This window comes from Flagellimonas cixiensis (assembly GCF_042134615.1).
In the GTDB taxonomy this organism is placed as follows: domain Bacteria; phylum Bacteroidota; class Bacteroidia; order Flavobacteriales; family Flavobacteriaceae; genus Flagellimonas; species Flagellimonas cixiensis.
The window spans coordinates 38,203-56,203 of record NZ_CP169639.1 but is presented as its reverse complement, the minus strand read 5'-3'; the positions used below and the strand labels follow the sequence as shown (position 1 = coordinate 56,203).

The 18,001-nt window shown below is 39.6% G+C and carries 20 protein-coding genes; 10 read left to right on the top strand and 10 right to left on the bottom strand.

What is annotated here, in order from left to right; translation table 11 throughout:
• Positions 1-7: 7 nt before the first annotated feature.
• The gene (locus ABT310_RS00280; protein ID WP_375324771.1) at positions 8-1,477 is read right to left on the bottom strand and encodes a S41 family peptidase; all 1,470 of its coding nucleotides are present in this window, start codon (positions 1,475-1,477) and stop codon (positions 8-10) included.
• 203 nt (positions 1,478-1,680) lie between these two features.
• On the opposite strand from ABT310_RS00280, the gene ABT310_RS00275 reads away from it, so the two are divergent.
• The 6 genes from ABT310_RS00275 to ABT310_RS00250 all read left to right on the top strand — a co-directional run bounded on the left by ABT310_RS00275 (position 1,681) and on the right by ABT310_RS00250 (position 6,009).
• Positions 1,681-2,190 (top strand): RNA polymerase sigma factor, encoded by a 510-nt coding sequence (locus ABT310_RS00275; RefSeq protein ID WP_375324770.1) that lies wholly within the window; start codon positions 1,681-1,683, stop codon positions 2,188-2,190.
• Positions 2,177-2,608, top strand: coding sequence for a hypothetical protein (locus tag ABT310_RS00270; RefSeq protein WP_375324769.1), 432 nt, complete (start codon positions 2,177-2,179; stop codon positions 2,606-2,608). Before ABT310_RS00275 ends, ABT310_RS00270 begins: the two co-directional genes overlap by 14 nt.
• Before the next feature lie 13 nt (positions 2,609-2,621).
• The gene (locus ABT310_RS00265) at positions 2,622-3,161 is read left to right on the top strand and encodes a DUF4252 domain-containing protein (protein WP_375324768.1); all 540 of its coding nucleotides are present in this window, start codon (positions 2,622-2,624) and stop codon (positions 3,159-3,161) included.
• Between the two features lie 111 nt (positions 3,162-3,272).
• Entirely contained in the window at positions 3,273-3,812 is a 540-nt protein-coding gene (locus tag ABT310_RS00260) for a DUF4252 domain-containing protein (RefSeq protein WP_375324767.1), read from the top strand.
• A gap of 132 nt (positions 3,813-3,944) precedes the next feature.
• Positions 3,945-4,760, top strand: coding sequence for a mechanosensitive ion channel family protein (locus ABT310_RS00255; RefSeq protein ID WP_375324766.1), 816 nt, complete (start codon positions 3,945-3,947; stop codon positions 4,758-4,760).
• A gap of 412 nt (positions 4,761-5,172) precedes the next feature.
• Positions 5,173-6,009: a hypothetical protein gene (locus ABT310_RS00250; RefSeq protein WP_375324765.1), complete on the top strand. Its 837-nt coding sequence runs from the start codon at positions 5,173-5,175 to the stop codon at positions 6,007-6,009.
• A gap of 39 nt (positions 6,010-6,048) precedes the next feature.
• On the opposite strand, the gene purB is transcribed toward ABT310_RS00250, so the two are convergent.
• Positions 6,049-7,392 carry an adenylosuccinate lyase gene (purB, locus tag ABT310_RS00245; protein WP_375324764.1) on the bottom strand — a complete coding sequence of 448 codons (1,344 nt, stop codon included), beginning with the start codon at positions 7,390-7,392 and terminating at the stop codon, positions 6,049-6,051.
• Between the two features lie 46 nt (positions 7,393-7,438).
• Positions 7,439-7,999, bottom strand: coding sequence for a hypothetical protein (locus tag ABT310_RS00240; RefSeq protein WP_375324763.1), 561 nt, complete (start codon positions 7,997-7,999; stop codon positions 7,439-7,441).
• A gap of 45 nt (positions 8,000-8,044) precedes the next feature.
• On the opposite strand from ABT310_RS00240, the gene ABT310_RS00235 reads away from it, so the two are divergent.
• Entirely contained in the window at positions 8,045-8,497 is a 453-nt protein-coding gene (locus ABT310_RS00235) for a heme-binding domain-containing protein (RefSeq protein WP_375324762.1), read from the top strand.
• Here ABT310_RS00235 and ABT310_RS00230 read toward each other — a convergent pair.
• From ABT310_RS00230 to ABT310_RS00215, 4 genes are all read right to left on the bottom strand, one after another.
• Complete coding sequence (locus ABT310_RS00230; protein ID WP_375324761.1) at positions 8,481-9,179, bottom strand: NAD-dependent deacetylase; 699 nt, start codon at positions 9,177-9,179, stop codon at positions 8,481-8,483. The two genes, ABT310_RS00235 and ABT310_RS00230, sit on opposite strands and share 17 nt — an antisense overlap.
• Positions 9,180-9,288: 109 nt before the next feature.
• On the bottom strand, positions 9,289-10,020 hold the full coding sequence (locus tag ABT310_RS00225) for a DUF6090 family protein (RefSeq protein WP_375324760.1): 732 nt from the start codon (positions 10,018-10,020) through the stop codon (positions 9,289-9,291).
• Positions 10,013-10,750, bottom strand: a complete 738-nt coding sequence (locus tag ABT310_RS00220) for a DUF6090 family protein (RefSeq protein WP_375324759.1) — start codon at positions 10,748-10,750, stop codon at positions 10,013-10,015. The genes ABT310_RS00225 and ABT310_RS00220 overlap by 8 nt, the downstream gene beginning before the upstream one ends.
• Before the next feature lie 49 nt (positions 10,751-10,799).
• Positions 10,800-11,807, bottom strand: a complete 1,008-nt coding sequence (locus ABT310_RS00215) for a glycoside hydrolase family 43 protein (RefSeq protein ID WP_375324758.1) — start codon at positions 11,805-11,807, stop codon at positions 10,800-10,802.
• Positions 11,808-11,897: 90 nt separating this feature from the next.
• Between ABT310_RS00215 and ABT310_RS00210 the strand changes: the two genes are divergently transcribed.
• The 3 genes from ABT310_RS00210 to ABT310_RS00200 are packed head-to-tail and all read left to right on the top strand — an operon-like array spanning position 11,898 to position 13,503.
• On the top strand, positions 11,898-12,551 hold the full coding sequence (locus ABT310_RS00210; protein ID WP_375324757.1) for a TrmH family RNA methyltransferase: 654 nt from the start codon (positions 11,898-11,900) through the stop codon (positions 12,549-12,551).
• A gap of 41 nt (positions 12,552-12,592) precedes the next feature.
• Entirely contained in the window at positions 12,593-13,117 is a 525-nt protein-coding gene (locus ABT310_RS00205) for an SRPBCC family protein (RefSeq protein ID WP_375324756.1), read from the top strand.
• Between the two features lie 5 nt (positions 13,118-13,122).
• Positions 13,123-13,503, top strand: a complete 381-nt coding sequence (locus tag ABT310_RS00200; protein WP_375324755.1) for a VOC family protein — start codon at positions 13,123-13,125, stop codon at positions 13,501-13,503.
• 3 nt (positions 13,504-13,506) lie between these two features.
• Here the strand turns inward: ABT310_RS00200 and ABT310_RS00195 are convergent, their stop codons facing one another.
• The 3 genes from ABT310_RS00195 to ABT310_RS00185 form a co-directional block, all read right to left on the bottom strand.
• Complete coding sequence (locus ABT310_RS00195) at positions 13,507-15,201, bottom strand: alpha-amylase family glycosyl hydrolase (protein ID WP_375324754.1); 1,695 nt, start codon at positions 15,199-15,201, stop codon at positions 13,507-13,509.
• A 96-nt stretch (positions 15,202-15,297) separates the two neighbouring features.
• Positions 15,298-16,077: a carboxypeptidase-like regulatory domain-containing protein gene (locus ABT310_RS00190; RefSeq protein WP_375324753.1), complete on the bottom strand. Its 780-nt coding sequence runs from the start codon at positions 16,075-16,077 to the stop codon at positions 15,298-15,300.
• Positions 16,078-16,152: 75 nt separating this feature from the next.
• On the bottom strand, positions 16,153-17,937 hold the full coding sequence (locus ABT310_RS00185) for a DEAD/DEAH box helicase (protein ID WP_375324752.1): 1,785 nt from the start codon (positions 17,935-17,937) through the stop codon (positions 16,153-16,155).
• Positions 17,938-18,001: the final 64 nt, after the last annotated feature.

Below are 18,001 nucleotides of genomic sequence, written 5' to 3'. Positions count from 1 at the left end.
CTTTTTTTTATTGTTCTGGGTTCAACTCCAAAGGTTTATCCAAGTACATATTATCCTTTAAAGGGGTTTGTACCCTAGAAGATGTAAAGGCATCAGCTTTCATTTGAACCGTAAAATCTATTTTCGCGGCAGTACCAGAAATTTCTTGAAGGGCACGCGCCAATAATGGCTCGTTCACATCACCCAAAACGCCCATATTGGTTAAATCTTCTCCTAGCTCAATGGAGGGAACCAATCCGCTGGTGTAATCAGAAAAGCCATCTGCGTTTTCATTGCGGCCCACTAAAGGTTGTAGTCCCCAATTATTGTTGGCATTTATCTGTCCCGTTCTATCGTCACTGTAAATAAAGGAATTACCAGGGTCATCTACCAAGGTAATGGAAAATTCGTTTTTTCCTCTTGTGGTTTCTCCAATATGAATCACATCCACATAAGGTGCCAATCCATTCATCACCAATTCGCTGGCAGAAGCAGAATCACCGGTTGCTATAACAAAAACCCTACTCAAATTTAAGGTGTTGATTGCGCTAGCTCCAGTGGAACTTGCAAAATAATCCGTAAGGTAGTCCTCACTTAGTTGCGCTTGTATTTTGTCGTTCCAGCGTTGTCTTATATATAGCTCATTTGTGTTTGTGCCATAAATCATACTGGCAAGTAATCGTGAAGTGTTCACAGAGCCTCCAGGGTTGTAGCGAAGATCCAATACCAATTCGGTGGCGCCATCTGCTACAAATTGGGCAAAGGCATCATTTAATTCTTCGTTAAAACTGCTCAAGAATCTATTGTACATTAAGTAAGCTACTTTGGTGCCATTTACATCTAGAGTTTTAGCTACTAAAATAGGGTCCTCAATTTGGTTTTGTACTTTGGTAAGCGTAACCTCTTTGGCACTATCTGAAATAGTATTGTCGGATACAGTAGCCATTCCTAAGGTGTACGTACTGTTCTCCCCAAAAAGTAAAGCTCGATAATTGCTCACGGTAAGTTGGGTGCCATCCACTCGGGTAAAAAATTCTCCTCTTTGGATATCCTTGGTGGAAGCATCAGAATTTGGAACGATATATTGTACATATCCAAAAACGTTTTCGGTATCGCCAATGAGTCCCAAACCGAACTCCAAACCATTACTTTGAGAGATTCCAGAAAGGTTGCTTACCAATTCGCTGTAATCTTCATTGGCAAAACTAAAACGGTCATCTCCATACAATAATATGTCGTAGAAAAAGCTTTCAGGGTCTGTATAGCCCTCTAAGTACTCTGTGTATTCCGCATTGGTGGCAAATCTGTCATCGGCCAAATCGTTCACCTCACCCTGCCAAAAATACCATAGGTTCATGGCCTGCCACATAAAGTTTTGGGCAGTTACATTAGCAGTTGGTTCAGGTTCGGGAGTCTCGCCATTTTTTATGCCATCATCATCACTACAAGAAAAAAAAGACAAAGACAATCCCAAAAAAAGGAAGAAATACTTTTTCATAGCATCAATTTTTGAAGAACTCCGCAATTATCATTCCATTATTATAGGTTAATTGGGCCGATTGGGGAATCCTTAATTGTATAATTTTACCTTGCAAAATAGGCACATCTAGGCAGATTGCAAATTTTTTGTAACAAATTTCGATATGTATCGTCGTGATAATGTAGGCCGATAAGAAAGCTTGCAACAACTAAGACAACCAAATGAAACAGACAGAATTTTTAAACGTGGTGATGCCCTTTAAGGACAAGCTATACCGAATGGCTAAACGCCTTTTGGTGTCCAGGGAGGAAGCTGAAGATGCCACACAAGAAATTTTGTTGAAGCTTTGGTCAAAAAACGAGTCGATGGGAGAGTACAAAAATGTAGAGGCCTTTGCCATGACCATGACCAAAAACTTTTGTTTGGACCGATTAAAATCCAAACAAGCTGGCAACCTAAAATTGGTCCACAGCAATTACACCGACGAAAACACATCGTTACAAAAACAGTTGGAAGCGGAGGACAGTATAAGCTGGATGGAACGGATAATGGAAGAGCTGCCAGAGCAACAAAAGATGATATTGCAACTGCGCGATGTAGAGCAATATGAGTTCGAGGAAATCTGCGAACTATTAGACATGAAACCGACGGCAGTGCGAGTAGCATTATCGAGGGCGAGAAAAACAGTAAGAGAGGAATTGATAAAAAAACATAGCTATGGAATTGGGTAACATAGAAAAAATATTGGAAAAGTACTTCGAGGCTTCCACAACGGTGGCCGAAGAAAAAACACTTAGGGAGTATTTCGCACAGGACAGCGTAGCACCGCACTTGGAGCAGTACAAACCCATGTTCAACTACTTTTCCATTGCCAAGGAAGAAAAGTACACCAAGCAGGTACCATTAAAACCTAGAGTAAACTATTACAAATGGCTTTCCGTTGCAGCGGCAGTAGTTTTAACCTTCGGCATTTACTTTGGTAACGAATACCAAGAAGCGCAGGCAGAAAAGGCAAAAGCGGAGTACGCTTACCAAGAAACCAAAAAAGCGTTTGAGCTCTTAGCAGAAAATTTTAGCAAAGGCACCGAAAAAGTAGCCTACCTGAAAGAGTTCGAAGAAACAAAACAAAAAATTTACAACAACAATTAAAAAACGTAACAAGATGAAAAAGTATATTTTAATCACATTGATCGCACTATTGCCAATTGCAGGATTTTCTCAATCCCTTTTCGACAAGTTCGAAGATTTGGACGAAGTAACCGCGGTTGTGGTGAACAAAAGCATGTTCAATCTACTTTCTAAAATAGATGTAGATGTGGACGACCCCGAAGCAAGAGATTTCATGGATATTGCCAGCAGTCTTAAAAGCTTAAAAGTTTTTACCACCGATAACGAAAAAATCGGTTCCCAGATGAAAGCATCCGTAAGCAGCTACTTGCAATCTTCACAAATGGAAGAGTTGATGCGCGTAAAAGATAAGGATGCCAATGTAAAGTTCTACATTAAACAAGGTAGAGATGAGGATCACGTAAGCGAACTTCTAATGTTCATTACAGGGATGAACAACGTGGAAGCCGATGGTAGAAGATTTGAAACCGTACTATTGTCTTTGACTGGGGATATCGATTTGAATAAAATCAATTCCTTGACCAAAAAGATGAACTTGCCCGAAGAGTTGAACGAAGCAGGCAAGAAGAACTAAATAATCAGTTGGTCGGTAACTATGGGTCCCGGAACTGTAACAAAACGGTTCACTTAACGACCTATCGTTATCGACCTTCAAGGGTTTATACAATCAATCAAAAACAACAACATGAAACATATTATAAAAAGTATTATGGTATTGGGGGCAATTTTATTGGCCTCCTGTTCTTCGCAACAAAGTTTGCAAGAATACTATGTGGACAATTCCGAGAACCCCAATTTTTTAAGTATTGATGTTCCGGCAAGCATTCTTAAAATGGAAGGGGTAGATTTAAACGATACCCAAAAAGAAGCGGTTGAATCTTTGCGTAAATTCAATTTATTGGCGTTTAGAAAAAATGCGGACAATGCTGCGGAATATGAAGTGGAAAGAAAAAAGGTTCGTGAAATTCTAAAGAACGATGATTTTGTGGAATTGATGAAAATCAACTCCCAATACGGCAAAGGCGTAATCAAATATCTTGGAGATGAAGATGCCATCGATGAGGTCATTATCTTTGGGGATAGCAACGATAAAGGATTTGCTTTGGTACGTGTTTTGGGCAAGGATATGAATCCGGCCCACATCATCCAATTGATGCAGGCCATCCAAAAATCCGAATACAAAGGAGAAGGGTTGGGCGAAATTGGTGACTTCTTAAAGGGATAAGACCTAAAATCACATAAATTTTAAAAGGACGGTTTTGGCCGTCCTTTTTTTATGTTTAAGAGTCAAGGAATTAGGTGACCTGTTTTGTATATTAGTGTCACACAAAAAGAACACTAACAAAACTATATCGCCATGGAAAAAGCAGAAGAATGGGTCACATATGGCCTTGACCTCATTAAAGAATTTGGTCCAAAACTGATCACCGCTATCATTATTTATATCGTTGGTGCGTGGATAATTAAAAGAATTGTAAAAGGTACACGGACGGTAATGTCCAAAAGCAAATATGATGAATCCTTGCAAAAATTCTTGCTCAACCTCTTCTCATGGGCATTAAGAATTTTCTTGATTATTATCGTGATTTCCAGGTTGGGAGTCGATGTGACCACCTTTGCCGCCGTAATTGCCGCTGCAGGTTTGGCAGTAGGTCTCGCTCTACAAGGGTCCTTGTCCAATTTTGCCGGTGGTGTACTGCTGATGATGTTTAAACCTTACCGCATTGGAGACCTTATTGAAGCCCAAGGAGTTTTGGGCGTGGTAAAGGAAATAGAAATTTTCACCACAAAATTGATTACCCCGCAGAACAAACTTGCCATTGTACCCAACGGAGCCATGGCCAACGGAAACATCATCAACTATACCGCAGAAGGCAAAATGAGGGTCGACACGGTAATCGGGGTTGGCTATGGAGAGGATATCAAAAAAACCAAAGAAGTGTTGTTAAAGGTGCTTACATCCAATCCTAAGGTGTTGGAGGACCCAGCGCCTTCAGTAAATGTGATGGAGTTGGCCGATAGTTCGGTAAACTTTGCGGTTAGACCCTTTTGCAAACCAGAAGATTACTGGGATGTGTATTTTAATACGTACGAAAACTGCAAATTGGCGTTAGATGCCGCTGGAATCGAAATTCCTTATCCACATCAGGTGGAGATCCATAAAAATGCATAAATAATGTCATTTTGAGCCTAGCAAAGAATCTATTCAGATTTCTCACACCCTCTTCGTTCGGTTCGAAATGACAACTCTAGGTCATTTCGATATGAGGAGTTGTGCGACGATTGAGAAATCTAATAAATTAGGAATCACCTTTTTATTTTCCCCTAGAGGCCTAACTTTTTTAGGAAGTTGTCTTTAAGGGGGTAATTTTACATCGTGCTGTCATCCTGAGCGCAGTCGAAGGAGCGGTCGAGATGCTTCAAATGGTTCTCGACTTTAGTCTATTTTGAGCGAAGTCGAAAGACTCGAATGGATATGTTTTAACCATTCGTCAATTCAAATCTATTGTACGTCAATTATGGCTTCTTTCATTTAACAATAATTTTGAAATTCACTTATTAATGAAAATTTCAAAAAATTTTAAATGAAAGAACAAATAACAGTTGATTCAGCTATCAGACGTGGACACCTCATGGTTAATGTTCCTGTTTTTATTGCTATAATTGGTTGCCCTGCTCTTGCATTTTTTCTTTCTCAACAAAATTTAACACCAGGTTGGGTAATCGGAATTGCTTTTCCTATAGGAATTCTTATAGGATGGTTGATTTGGAGTGTTATGATTACCAAATGGAGAATCTGGGCATTTGAAAATGTGAGAAATGTTCATGAATTAAAGAAAAGGGCAATTCAGGAAAAATTAATTTGGAATGACGGCAATGTCTTTGAAAGATCAGAAATAAGAAACAGGGAAGAAAGGATAAAGCTTAAAAAACTGGAAAAGAAATTTGATGAAGAGGACTTATTTAAAGAAGATTATACTCTTCCCCCGAAAATCGAGATCTATTATTCCAAATCTTATAACTATTTAGAATTAGGAGTATCACTTTTGATTATTGGGGTAGGGATTTACTTTCTTATTATGGGTCAAATTAAAAACTACATTTTGGGTGGGATAATGTGTCTAATAGGGTTTGGAAGTACTATAAAGGAAGCTCGTAAAGCATTTAATTATAAACCACAGCTTGTTATTGATAAAAACGGTATTAAAACCAAAAGTTCTGGTTTTAATACTTGGACATCAATTACAAACGAACAAGTAATTAATTATGGCTATGGTAAATATGCTAAATCCTATCTGACTTTTTCTTATGGAGAGGGTTTAATCGAAAAAATTGAAATTAACCCATTGAACGTTAATAATCGAGAAATGGAAAATATTATTAGAACCTATAGATTACGAAATATAAAGTATCGCCGATAACTGTAAAACGACTAATTTGAAAAGTTAACCTTATTAATCCTAAACCCCGGTGTAATTCGCTGGGGTAATTTGTTTCAATTCAGATTTAATAGCATCCGAAACTTCCAAAGTCTCAATAAAATCGGCAATGGATTTTTGGTTGATTTTCTCATTGGTGCGGGTCAAGCCCTTAAGGGCTTCGTATGGGTTCGGATAACCTTCCCTTCTCAAAATGGTTTGAATAGCCTCTGCAACTACCGCCCAGTTGTCTTCCAAATCTTGCTCAAATTTGGTTTGGTTCAACACCAATTTGTTCAAGCCTTTTAAAGTAGACTGAAAACCAACAATAGTGTGTGCAAAGGGAACCCCAACGTTACGTAAAACCGTACTATCGGTAAGGTCACGTTGCAAACGGGAAATAGGTAATTTGGCGGACAAATGCTCGAAAATGGCATTGGCCAATCCTAAATTCCCTTCAGAATTTTCAAAGTCAATTGGGTTTACTTTATGTGGCATGGCCGAAGAACCAACCTCTCCTTTTTTGATTTTCTGTTTAAAGTAATCCATGGAAATATACGTCCAAAAATCCCTGTCCAAATCAATCAAAATGGTGTTGATGCGTTTTAAGCAATCGAACAAAGCGGCCATATGGTCGTAATGTTCAATTTGGGTGGTGGGGAAAGAATGGTGCAATCCCAATTTTTCTTGAACAAATTGTTGTCCAAAAGCTCTCCAGTCGTTGTTTGGATACGCTACTTTGTGTGCATTGTAGTTTCCAGTGGCACCACCAAATTTGGCAGCACTTGGGATATCGTTCAATAAATTAAATTGCTCTTTGAAACGCTCCACAAACACCTCTATTTCCTTGCCCAAACGGGTAGGGGAGGCAGGTTGTCCGTGCGTACGGGCCAACATTGGAATGTTTTCCCATTCATTGGCCAAGGTTTTCAACTTTTCAAAAATCTCCAAATACGATGGTACGTACACATCGTTCATGGCCTCTTTAATGGAAAGAGGAATGGCGGTATTGTTGATATCTTGGGAAGTCAACCCAAAGTGGATAAACTCCTTATATTTTTGAAGGTTAAGGGCATCAAACTTTTGCTTGATGAAATATTCCACAGCCTTAACATCGTGGTTGGTGGTTTTTTCAATATCCTTAATGGCCTGCGCATCAGCCGCAGAAAATTCTTGGTAAATCTTCTGTAATTCAGGGAAAAGAGCTGTATTAAAATCGGCCAGTTGGGGCAATGGAATTTCGCAAAGCGCAATAAAGTATTCAATTTCTACCTGAACACGATATTTTATCAAGGCCTCTTCCGAAAAGTAATCTTTTAAAGACTCAGTTTTGTTTCTATATCTACCGTCTATCGGCGAAATGGCATTTAGTGGTGTCAACGACATGGTCAAGAAAATTTTGAAAGGGTCAAAGATACTTAAAGTCTACTGTTTAGATACCCAATTTGGCCAACTTATCCAGAGTTTTTTTTGCTCGGTTCTTATAACCTATGGTTCCGGTGTTGTAACTATCTTCCAGGACCAGTTTGAGCTCTGGGTGCACCCAAGGAAATTTTAACCCCAAGTAATACAAACTGGTCATTGAAAATACCTTGGGGGCCATGTTCATGGGACCAATCAGCCAATCAAAACAGCAGGTCAATACTTTCTCTAATTGTACATCGGTAATATTTTGAATAAAAACAGGGTCTTCTTTTTTAAAATAAGCCTCGCAGACCATCTCGCAAACGTGGGCCATGGGACGAATACAGGATTCGGTTTGTAGTTGGGACAACCCATTCACAAAGATTTCGAAAAAAGGGAGGAGATATTCCAATCTTTTACGCATTAAGTGGTCAAAAGTCCAGCTGGCATTGAAGGTGCCCTCTTTGTCTTCCAACAAGACCTCTTCAAAAAGAAAAGAGGTCAAATCAGGTTCATTTTCCAATTGTTGTACCAGCCTGTCAACTTGAAATTTTGACAATCTTCCAGCAGAAAGTGCGGTATGAAGCATTTCTTTCGTCACAAAAAATCAATATCTTTAGTAAAATCCTAAGTGATGAAAGTAGTAAAAATTATAGCGATAGTATTATTGGCAGTGCTTTTGGGCATGCAATTTTACAGACCTCCAAAAAATGTGGACAAAGGGGATTACGTGGCTGCTTTTGAAACCGAGACGCAACCTCCGGCCGAAGTAAAACAGATTTTAAAAACAGCTTGCTATGATTGCCACAGTGCCAATACCGAATATCCTTGGTACAACAATATCGCGCCTATTTCTTATTGGTTGGCAGGGCATATTGATGATGGTAAACGACACTTGGACTTTTCATCATGGAACAGTTACGATGCCAAAAAGAAGGACCATAAGTTGGAGGAGGTGATTGAAGAGGTGAAAGAAGGCAAAATGCCCTTGAAAGAATACACTTGGACACATTCGGAAGCGAATTTAACCGAAGACCAGGTGAAAATTTTGGTAGAGTGGGCCGATAAGGCTAGGGCAAAGTATTAATTAATTCCTCCACTAATGTAGGAACTCCTTCTGCTGCTGTTTTTGAAATTATCTTGAGATTATCAAAATCGGTTGCTCGAATGGTAGGGCGTGGGTCGATAAAATAAATTGGGGTTTGTATGGGAGCATAATGAATCAAACTTGCTGCCGGATACACTTGCATGGATGTGCCTACAATGATTAAAATTTCGGCTTCTTGTGTAATCTGTGCCGCGGTTTCCAGCATAGGAACCATTTCGCCAAACCATACAATATGTGGGCGTAGTTGATGTCCCTTACTATCGACATCCCCTAAAACCAGATCTTTTTTCCAATCCAAAACAAGCGATTCGTTTACCGTACTTCGAACTTTAAAAAGTTCGCCATGCAGGTGCACTACATGGGAGCTACCTGCCTGTTCGTGAAGATTGTCGACGTTTTGGGTGACTATGCTTACATCAAAAGCTGTTTCCAATTGGGCCAAAGCGGTATGACCGGCATTTGGGGCAACTTCCAATAACTGTCTTCTTCGTTGGTTATAGAATTCCAATACCAATTCTGGGTTTCGGGCAAAGCCTTGTGGAGATGCCACTTCCATTACATCGTGCCCCTCCCAAAGTCCGTTGGCATCCCTAAAGGTTTTTAGTCCACTTTCGGCACTCATTCCTGCTCCAGTGAGCACTACAATTTTCTTTTTTGTCATATCCAGCGTTCTAAGGATTTGTAGGTATATAAATTCATGTGATTTATAGACTTTTAAAATACCAATAAATATAGAGCTCCTCAAAAATGCCTCAGCCAATTGATGAAATTTAATCTTGGTGTAGTTCCAGTTCCGATATGCGAATTATGCTTTGTAGGTGCTGGTCTATATCCTCTTCTTCCATGGCCTGCAATAACTGTGTGGTGGAGAATTGGATTTTAATGATAAAGTTTTGAAATCGGATTGAGTTGAATGTTTTGATATTCTTTTCTCCCGCAACAGCATTCATTCTCATTTGGGAGAAATCCATTTCTTCTAGAATGAATTTTTCAAGCGACTTCAATTCTGTAACTACAATACTTTCCTCTTCCTGATAATCGGTAAAGACATCCTTCCAAGAAGATAGCAAATGTTTCAGTGAATCATTTTGGATGACCTCTATTGAAGAAGAATACAATAAAGATTCAACCAATCCATTGGATGGATTGTACATGTAACTTTGAAAAATCCCTTGAAAATATTTTACAATGGAATCTGCTTTTTGTTCTTCTGGAAGTGGAAAAAATGAAATGACTTTATTGCAAGCTTCCAATTTGGTTTGGTACGTACTTCTTCCCAATTCGAAAAGCTGTTTATTATTCAGGAATTCAGAGTTCAATTGTTTCAAAATCAATTTTTCCCGTTGTCTATCCTTATTTTTTTGGCTCCAATTATTTAATTGGAGGGCAATAAGAATCCCAACTACCACCAAAATAATTTCGCCCAGTGCATACAGTAAATATTTACTGAATTTGTTTTCTTCAAACAATTGTTTACGAATATTTCGAAAAAATCTAATCATGGGGCAAATCTTCTGAAAGTTGAATAATGCGGTCCATAGTTTTTTTGGCCCGATCTAAATCCCCTGAATTTATATTGTTATTCAGGTCATTGTACCTGTCCAAAACATAATTATCGAATTCCATGGTTTCCAAGAAACTTAAATCTACCCTGGGGTCCGTTAGTAGTTCTTCATAATTCAAACTATATATAAAATGCTGTTTTTCATATGGTTTCAGGTGGGTGTTGTAGTTGTTACTGGCTCTAAGTTCCTCTTCTTGATAATCGTACAATACATCGTTCCAGCCCCAAAGTAATTGCCTGAGCTCATCGTTGGATATAATTTCTATGGATGAATTATTGAGCAAACTGTTGGTAATTCCTGTAGATGGATTGTAAGTATAGGTCCATCCTAGGTTAAATATATGATAGGACAAAGAATCTATGTTGATGTCATTAAGTTCTATCGGCAATCTGGATTTTAGATAAACTGCGGACTGCAATCCTTTTTTGTGTTTGAAAACAACAGAATCCAACAAAATTTTATTGGCTAAAAACTCTTGGTGAAGATCATTAAGGATGAATTTTTCCTTTTGTTTTTGTTTTCGCCCATCATTCCAAGTATTAATTTGGAGCGCCAACAAAATTCCAATGACCACAAGAATAATTTCCCCAATGGCATAAAGCATGTATTTGGAAAATTTATTTTCAGAAAGCAATCGTTGACGAATTTTTCTAAAGAGGGTTATCACTAGAGGTTGGTTTCTCTAAAGATATGATATTTATGGAATTACATGCTTGTTAATTTGCCTCAACCCCTTCAAAAGTCATGATCACAGGTTTTATGGTTCCATCGGGATTAAATTCCATTTTATCCATACAGGTAACGCGGTGGTCTCTGTCCTTGTTGGGTATAGGTCGTCTGTGGTACACAATGATCCATTCATCCGTACCAGGTTTGTTGATCACGGAATGATGTCCCGCCCCGGTGGCGATATCACCATCTTTGGACTCTAAAATAGTACCAATTCGCTTATAGGGGCCAGTGGGTTTGTCGGACATGGAATAGGCAACTTTGTAGCTGCCATCCGTCCAGTTGCCTTCCGACCACATAAAGTAATACACACCGTTTCTTAAAAACATAAATGGTCCCTCCACATAGCCTTCTGGAGTTATTTCTTTAAAAAGGCTGCCATCTTCCCAAGGTTCAAACCCTGTAAAATCCGAATTGAGTTTTCCGAGGTTGCAATGACTCCATCCCCCATAAAAAAAGTAATACGTGCCATCTACATCCTTAAATGCAAATTGGTCAATGGGCTGTGCATTATTGTAAAAATCTGAAATCAACGGTTGGCCCAAATAATCTTCGAACGGGCCACCTGGGCTATCGGAAACGGCCACACCAATTCCGCCATAATGATTGATATCGTTGTTCGGATCGTACGAACTTCTTCCGGGACGCTGAATATCGTTTGCTCCAAAAAACAGGTAATATTTACTGTCTTTTTCGATAATGGAGGGGGCCCAAAGTGCTTGCCGCAACCATTTAATTTTGGTCGTATCCAAAATACGCTCATGTTTTTCCCAGTTTACAAGGTCTTTGGAGGAAAAAGCATCAAAATGTAATTGCTTGTCATAATCATCCGAAAAGGTAGGGTAAACCCAATAGGTGTCCCCAAAAACAGCTCCCTCGGGGTCGGCATACCAACCTTCAAAAATGGGATTGTTTTGTTTTTTATTGGATTCTTGAGCAAACAAACTTATGCTGCAAAGAGCGTAAAAGACTATAAAAAGGTTTTTGGCATTCATTTTTGTTAAGGTTAATTAGGATGTTGGATGGTTTAAATTGTCATCCATGGCACCTAATATAGTAAATCCAATTTTTTCTATCTTGGTTTTATGTTTGACCATGATTTGCTGGCATATTTAGAGGGATATCTCACCGAAGAACGTAAACAACGGTTTTTGGAAGTGCTACACCAACGCACAAAACACATTACGGTGGCCATTGAAGATGTTTATCAATTGCATAATACCAGTGCCATAATCCGTAGCTGTGATGTTTTTGGCGTACAGGAGGTGCATGTAGTTGAAGACCGCTTTGGTAAACGATTGGATAAAAATATTGCAGTTGGGGCGGAGCAGTGGGTAGATGTGACCCGTTATCGAAACACCACTAGCTGCATTTCGGCCTTAAAAGAAAAGGGATATCAAATTATTGCCACCACCCCACACAATGATTCTACTTTGTTGTCCGATTTTTTTCCTTTGGAGAAATCTGCAATTTTTTTTGGAACCGAGAAAGAGGGATTGTCCGAGGAAGTAATGAAGCAGGCCGATGGGTTCTTAAAAATCCCGATGGTTGGTTTTTCCGAGAGTTTGAATGTTTCTGTTTCTGCAGCAATCATCGTTCAAGCAGTGGCTCATAAAATTCGTAATTCTGATGTAAAATGGCAGTTGTCCGAATTTGAGATGCTTGAAAAACGGTTGGACTGGACCAAAAAATCCATTAAAGATGTAGAAGGAATTATTTCGAGGTACTTGATGGATTGATATTTTTTGTATTTTCAACTGTTAATCAATCAATTACAGTTATGATTTTTCTTTACATCGTATTGGGCATTATTCTGCTCATCGCTATTTTGGCCGCCATTGCGCCTAAAACCTACAATGTTTCTCGCTCAATTGAGCTTGCTAAACCCAAAACTGAGGTGTTCAATTACCTTAAATATTTAAAAAACCAAGATGAATGGTCGCCATGGGGAAAACGGGACCCAAATATGGTCAAGAAGTTTACTGGGACCGATGGTGAAGTGGGTGCCATAAGTTATTGGAAGGGAAACAAGGAAGTCGGGGAAGGGGAGCAGGAACTCACAAACATTGAAGAAGGAGTACGCATTGATTCCGAACTTCGTTTTTTAAAGCCATGGAAATCCACTTCCGATGCCTATATGATCACAGAAGATATTGATGAGAACAATACCAAAGTGGTATGGGGTTTTTCTGGGAACAATCAATTTCCTATGAGTATTATGATGTTGTTCATGAGCATGGATAAAATGATTGGCAAAGATTTTGAAGAGGGACTCGCCAGTTTAAAAGAAATCATGGAAAAATAAAAGATATGGAAAACAATATGGTTGGATGGTTCGAGATTCCCGTTACTGATATGGCGCGGGCCAAGACGTTTTACGAAGCAGTATTTCAAATTGATATTCAGATTCACGATTTGGGAGGCACCAAAATGGGTTGGTTTCCTTGGGAAGAAGGAAAACCTGGTTCGCCAGGAGGGCTTATTGAAAACAAATCACATTACACCCCGAGTGAAACAGCAGGGGTTTTGATATATTTTTCAAGTGCTGATGTAAGCAACGAACTAGGTCGAATTGAAGCGGCTGGAGGAAAAATTGTGCAACCTAAGACTCAAATCAGTCCAGATATTGGCTATATGGCGTTGTTTTTAGACACCGAAGGCAATCGTATTGCCTTGCACTCCAGAGCTTAATGCTTATTCTACCAATTCTAGAAGGGCGATATCAAAGTCGTTTTCCAGAATAACTTTTCCATTGGCCACCACCACTTCGGTATTGGAATAGGTATCGCGTAGGGTAGTACCATCCCCAAAGAATCCTTTTACCCAAAGTGATTTTTTACCTTTAGGTAAATCTAATCCTATTACAACTTTGTCTTTGTATTCGCCATTGGTGTAGGTTCTCGAAAAAACATAGGGCGATTTGGCCAGACGTTTGTGTTTTCCTGCGCCCACTGCTGGGTGATTTCTTCTGAATTGCCCCAATTTTTGCCAGTGTTTATGGATCTGTTGAATCTCTGGATTACCAACCAAATCTTCCCAGTTCATCAGGGAACGAAGGTTGGCATCACCTTCGGCACCCTCAACCACCAAGGGTCTAGAGGTTTCGTCGCCATAATATACTTGCGATGCGCCAGGTGTTAACAATAGCACGTTGGCGGCACGATACGGTTGTTTGCGTTCACGGTCGAACGGTGAACCATCATCATGTGAGGTAAGGTAGTTTAGAACACTTTTGTCCTTTAATTTGGTGTGGAGCAGCTTGCTGTACTTCTTAAAAATGGACTCATAATCCTTTCCTGCATCATATTTTAGCTCAAAATTGATAAGGCTTTTGAATCCGAAATCAAAGTAATCTACTTTTTGATCACCAAAATCAAAATCACGACCACCTGAAATTCCATAATTGTAGACTTCACCTACCATGTAAAATGGGTTATCATCCAAAACATGGTCTTGATGCTTTTTCTTCCACACTTCAAAGGCGTAATCGGCTTCTTTGTGCAAATCCCCCCATGCATTTTCATTCACATGTTTTACAGTATCTACGCGAAAACCATCAACCCCCAAATCGTTGATGTAGTCCGTCAACCATTTTATAATGTAATAGCGTGGCGCCCTAGGGTATCCAGTACGTTCAAAAAACAGTTGGAGTTCATCGAGTTCTTTGCTCAAACGTCCTTCGTTTTTCCATTTGGCCAAAAGGGCATCAGGCAATTCTACGGGTTCATCACTTTCTGTTAAAATGTCGGGTAAATTTTGAACCAGTGTACATGCCGTTGTGTTTTCGTAGGTGGTAAACTCGCAACTTGGGCCTGTTCTTACCCAATCATCAGGCCAAACGGGGTCTTTTTCTGTAACGGGACCTGTGTGGTTTAAAACCACGTCCATTAGGACACGAATGCCTTTTTCATGAGCGGTTTTCACCAATTTTTCCAAATCTTTTTTGGTTCCGAAATTAGGGTCGATGGCTGTCCAGTCTTTGGCCCAGTACCCATGATACCCATAGGTTTTTCCGGTTCCTTCATCCGTTGCCCCATGAATTTGCTCTACCACAGGCGTAAACCAAATGGCATTGATGCCTAAATCGGTAAAATAACCTTCTTCAATTTTCTGAATGATTCCTTGGATATCACCACCTTCAAATCCCCTTAAAACGGCAGTAGTGTCTGTTCGCCCAAAATTCACATCATTTTCAGGATTTCCATTATTGAAACGATCTGTGAGCAGGAAATAAATATTGGAACCTTCCCAAACAAATGGCACCTCTTTTTTTGGCGTATCTACTTGAACTATCTCTTTGGTTTCTGGTTGTTTTTCTATTGGTTTTTCAACCTTTTTACAGCCAGCTAGGAAAGAAATTACGGCCATGTACACAAGCAGTTTTTTCATGCATTGGGATTTTGTCTAAAGCTATAAAATGAATATGGAAATCAAAAATTTATTTATAGCCCAAAGATGGTTCAAATGCTCTTGTTGGTGGCGGGTTTATTGTTTTCGGTTAAGCACTTTATATTCTTCGTAGCAACTGGATATTGCATCCAAAATTTGAAGATCGTTGGCGGTTTGAATAAAGGATTTTGAATAATTGCAGTTATTGAGGATGTCCTCTATGTCCACTTTCTCCAATTGAAGTAACTCTGTCAAGGTTTCCCGGTCAAACTTAGAGGCCAATAGGTCTCGGATATTATCGTCTTCTTTGATTTGACGCAGCTTTCGCATTTGCCTTGGTTTTTTCCCAAAGAGGTTCCGCAGTAAATCCGCTGGATTTAAAATAGCTCCCAAAACCTTGGTCACGGCGCTGGGGCTCTTGCTGCCAGCTTCATAACTAGTGGGCAAACCCGAAATGCTGTACTGTCGGGCATCGTTTATGGGAAGGTTCTTAACATCAATTTCTAGATAGCCCGTCAATTGATAAGGTCGAACAATAACTTCTTCCAATGCGTATGCCAACTCGGTCAAGGCAATTTTAGTGTCCTCAAAGCGAAACATATCGTTGGTCACCCTTACTTTTTGGGTTTTAAATCCTAAATAAGAAAAGTATAGGGTGTCATTTACCATGGCAGGAATAGTAAACTTACCGTCTTGGTTGGTAATGGTTCCCTTCACCAAGTTCAAATTGACCACGTGAACACTTTCCAATGGAAAATCGGATTGTGCATTGATCACGGTAGCGGTAAGTTCTCTAACCTCCTGATTTTCATCATCAGTTTGGGCAAAACTGAAGAATGTCACGGAGCAAAATAGTATAAGTAGATATTTTTTCATGCAATCTTAGTAGCTATAAAAGTACTAAACAAAGAAAAATAAATAGGAGCCCCGTGGCATTTAATATAGAATTAACTAATAAAAGCCAGATCTTTTTTTGCCTCCTTTTTTACCGTAACCTCCTTTGTTTCCACCTCTGCTTCCACTTTTGCTGCCTCCTTTATAAGAGCTGTTTCCACCTCTTCGGCCTCCACCTTTTCTTCCGCTACGCTTTTTGCCACCTTTTCCGCCGCCACCGCCACCTGGTTTAGTGGAAATTTCAACGTTGATAAAGCGACCTTCCAATTTAAATTCGCTAAAGGTTTGTAAAATAAACTCGGCTAAATGTGCATCGGAATTAAAGAAAGAGAAACTATCCTTGGTGTCCACATTAAAAATGTCCTCTTTCTCTACGTTCAAGGTATCTCTTAAGAAATCCTTAAGGGACATCCAGTCGTAACCATCGCGTTCCCCAACATTAATAAAGTAACGCACGGAGCCTTCATTTGGAATTTCGCCCTTGGCGCCTTTCCCATCTCCCTTATCTTTACCGCTGTCAGCGCTGTTTAGGTCTTTGGTTTTACTGTAATAGTTGTAGAATTGGGTAAATTCTACAGAGAATATCTTTTTAATAAGTTCTTCACGGTCAATCCCTTCCAACACATCGTTAATGGCAGGCAAGTAACTTTCTATTTCTTGGTTGACCTTGGTGTCTTTGATTTTGTTGGCTAAGTGATACAACTGAATCTCACAGATTTCCATACCATCAGGAATATTTTTCTTAATGAATTCCTGTTTGATCTTACTTTCTATGGATTTGATCTTGCGAAGCTCTGAACGCGTTACAATGACCATGGAAATACCTGATTTTCCTGCTCTACCTGTACGTCCACTTCGGTGGGTGTAGGTTTCGATTTCATCTGGCAATTGGTAGTTGATTACGTGAGTTATATCATCTACATCAATTCCACGGGCCGCAACATCGGTAGCCACCAACATTTGTACTTGCTTTTTACGGAAAGAGTTCATGACCAAATCTCTTTGGTTTTGACTCAAATCCCCATGAAGTGCACCAGCATTGTAGCCATCTTCAATCAATTTTTCAGCAACACGTTGGGTATCTCTTTTGGTTCTACAGAATACAACGGAGAAAATTCCGGGGTTGGCATCAGCCAAACGTTTAAGGGCTGCGTAACGGTCACGACCTCCAACTACATAATATTCATGTTGTACGGTAGTTGCACCTGCGTTAACAGTTCCTACGGTGATTTCCACAGGTTTGTGCATGAACTTTTTGGCAATGGTAGAAACTTCTTTGGGCATGGTGGCAGAAAACAACCATGTGAACTTTTCTTTGGGCGTATTGGAAAGAATATCCTTGATATCTTCAAAAAAGCCCATGTTCAACATTTCATCTGCCTCATCCAATACGCAATAATCGATTTTGGAAATATCGACCATTCCTCGGCCAATCATATCCTTCATACGACCCGGGGTTGCCACAACAATTTGGGCCCCTCTTTTAATTTGTCTGGCCTGTTCCGTAATACTGGCACCACCATAAATGGCAACCACGTTCAGTCCTTTAACGTATTTGGAGTAAAGTTTTAATTCGTTAGTGATCTGTAAGCACAGTTCACGAGTAGGAGAAAGGATCAAACCTTGTGTGGTTCTGCTCTCTTCCTGAATTTTTTGGATCATAGGAAAACCAAAAGCTGCGGTTTTACCGGTTCCTGTTTGTGCCAAGGCAACCAAATCGGTCTCTTGGTCCAATAAAATAGGGATTGCTTTTTCTTGTACTTCTGAGGGGGATTCAAATCCGAGGTCGGAAATAGCATCCAATAGGGGTTGATCTAACCCCAAGGCTTCAAATTTTGTCATAGCGGTGTATATACCTTAAATCGCAAATATGTTTGTGTTGCACAGAGCGATTTTCTATAACCCA

Bases quoted from the DNA above. Each gene is read 5' to 3' on its own strand.
- ABT310_RS00280 (WP_375324771.1), bottom strand. From the start codon at position 1,477: ATGAAAAAGTATTTCTTCCTTTTTTTGGGATTGTCTTTGTCTTTTTTT.
- ABT310_RS00275 (WP_375324770.1), top strand. From the start codon at position 1,681: ATGAAACAGACAGAATTTTTAAACGTGGTGATGCCCTTTAAGGACAAG.
- ABT310_RS00270 (WP_375324769.1), top strand. From the start codon at position 2,177: ATGGAATTGGGTAACATAGAAAAAATATTGGAAAAGTACTTCGAGGCT.
- ABT310_RS00265 (WP_375324768.1), top strand. From the start codon at position 2,622: ATGAAAAAGTATATTTTAATCACATTGATCGCACTATTGCCAATTGCA.
- ABT310_RS00260 (WP_375324767.1), top strand. From the start codon at position 3,273: ATGAAACATATTATAAAAAGTATTATGGTATTGGGGGCAATTTTATTG.
- ABT310_RS00255 (WP_375324766.1), top strand. From the start codon at position 3,945: ATGGAAAAAGCAGAAGAATGGGTCACATATGGCCTTGACCTCATTAAA.
- ABT310_RS00250 (WP_375324765.1), top strand. From the start codon at position 5,173: ATGAAAGAACAAATAACAGTTGATTCAGCTATCAGACGTGGACACCTC.
- purB (WP_375324764.1), bottom strand. From the start codon at position 7,392: ATGTCGTTGACACCACTAAATGCCATTTCGCCGATAGACGGTAGATAT.
- ABT310_RS00240 (WP_375324763.1), bottom strand. From the start codon at position 7,999: ATGCTTCATACCGCACTTTCTGCTGGAAGATTGTCAAAATTTCAAGTT.
- ABT310_RS00235 (WP_375324762.1), top strand. From the start codon at position 8,045: ATGAAAGTAGTAAAAATTATAGCGATAGTATTATTGGCAGTGCTTTTG.
- ABT310_RS00230 (WP_375324761.1), bottom strand. From the start codon at position 9,179: ATGACAAAAAAGAAAATTGTAGTGCTCACTGGAGCAGGAATGAGTGCC.
- ABT310_RS00225 (WP_375324760.1), bottom strand. From the start codon at position 10,020: ATGATTAGATTTTTTCGAAATATTCGTAAACAATTGTTTGAAGAAAAC.
- ABT310_RS00215 (WP_375324758.1), bottom strand. From the start codon at position 11,807: ATGAATGCCAAAAACCTTTTTATAGTCTTTTACGCTCTTTGCAGCATA.
- ABT310_RS00210 (WP_375324757.1), top strand. From the start codon at position 11,898: ATGTTTGACCATGATTTGCTGGCATATTTAGAGGGATATCTCACCGAA.
- ABT310_RS00205 (WP_375324756.1), top strand. From the start codon at position 12,593: ATGATTTTTCTTTACATCGTATTGGGCATTATTCTGCTCATCGCTATT.
- ABT310_RS00200 (WP_375324755.1), top strand. From the start codon at position 13,123: ATGGAAAACAATATGGTTGGATGGTTCGAGATTCCCGTTACTGATATG.
- ABT310_RS00195 (WP_375324754.1), bottom strand. From the start codon at position 15,201: ATGAAAAAACTGCTTGTGTACATGGCCGTAATTTCTTTCCTAGCTGGC.
- ABT310_RS00190 (WP_375324753.1), bottom strand. From the start codon at position 16,077: ATGAAAAAATATCTACTTATACTATTTTGCTCCGTGACATTCTTCAGT.
- ABT310_RS00185 (WP_375324752.1), bottom strand. From the start codon at position 17,937: ATGACAAAATTTGAAGCCTTGGGGTTAGATCAACCCCTATTGGATGCT.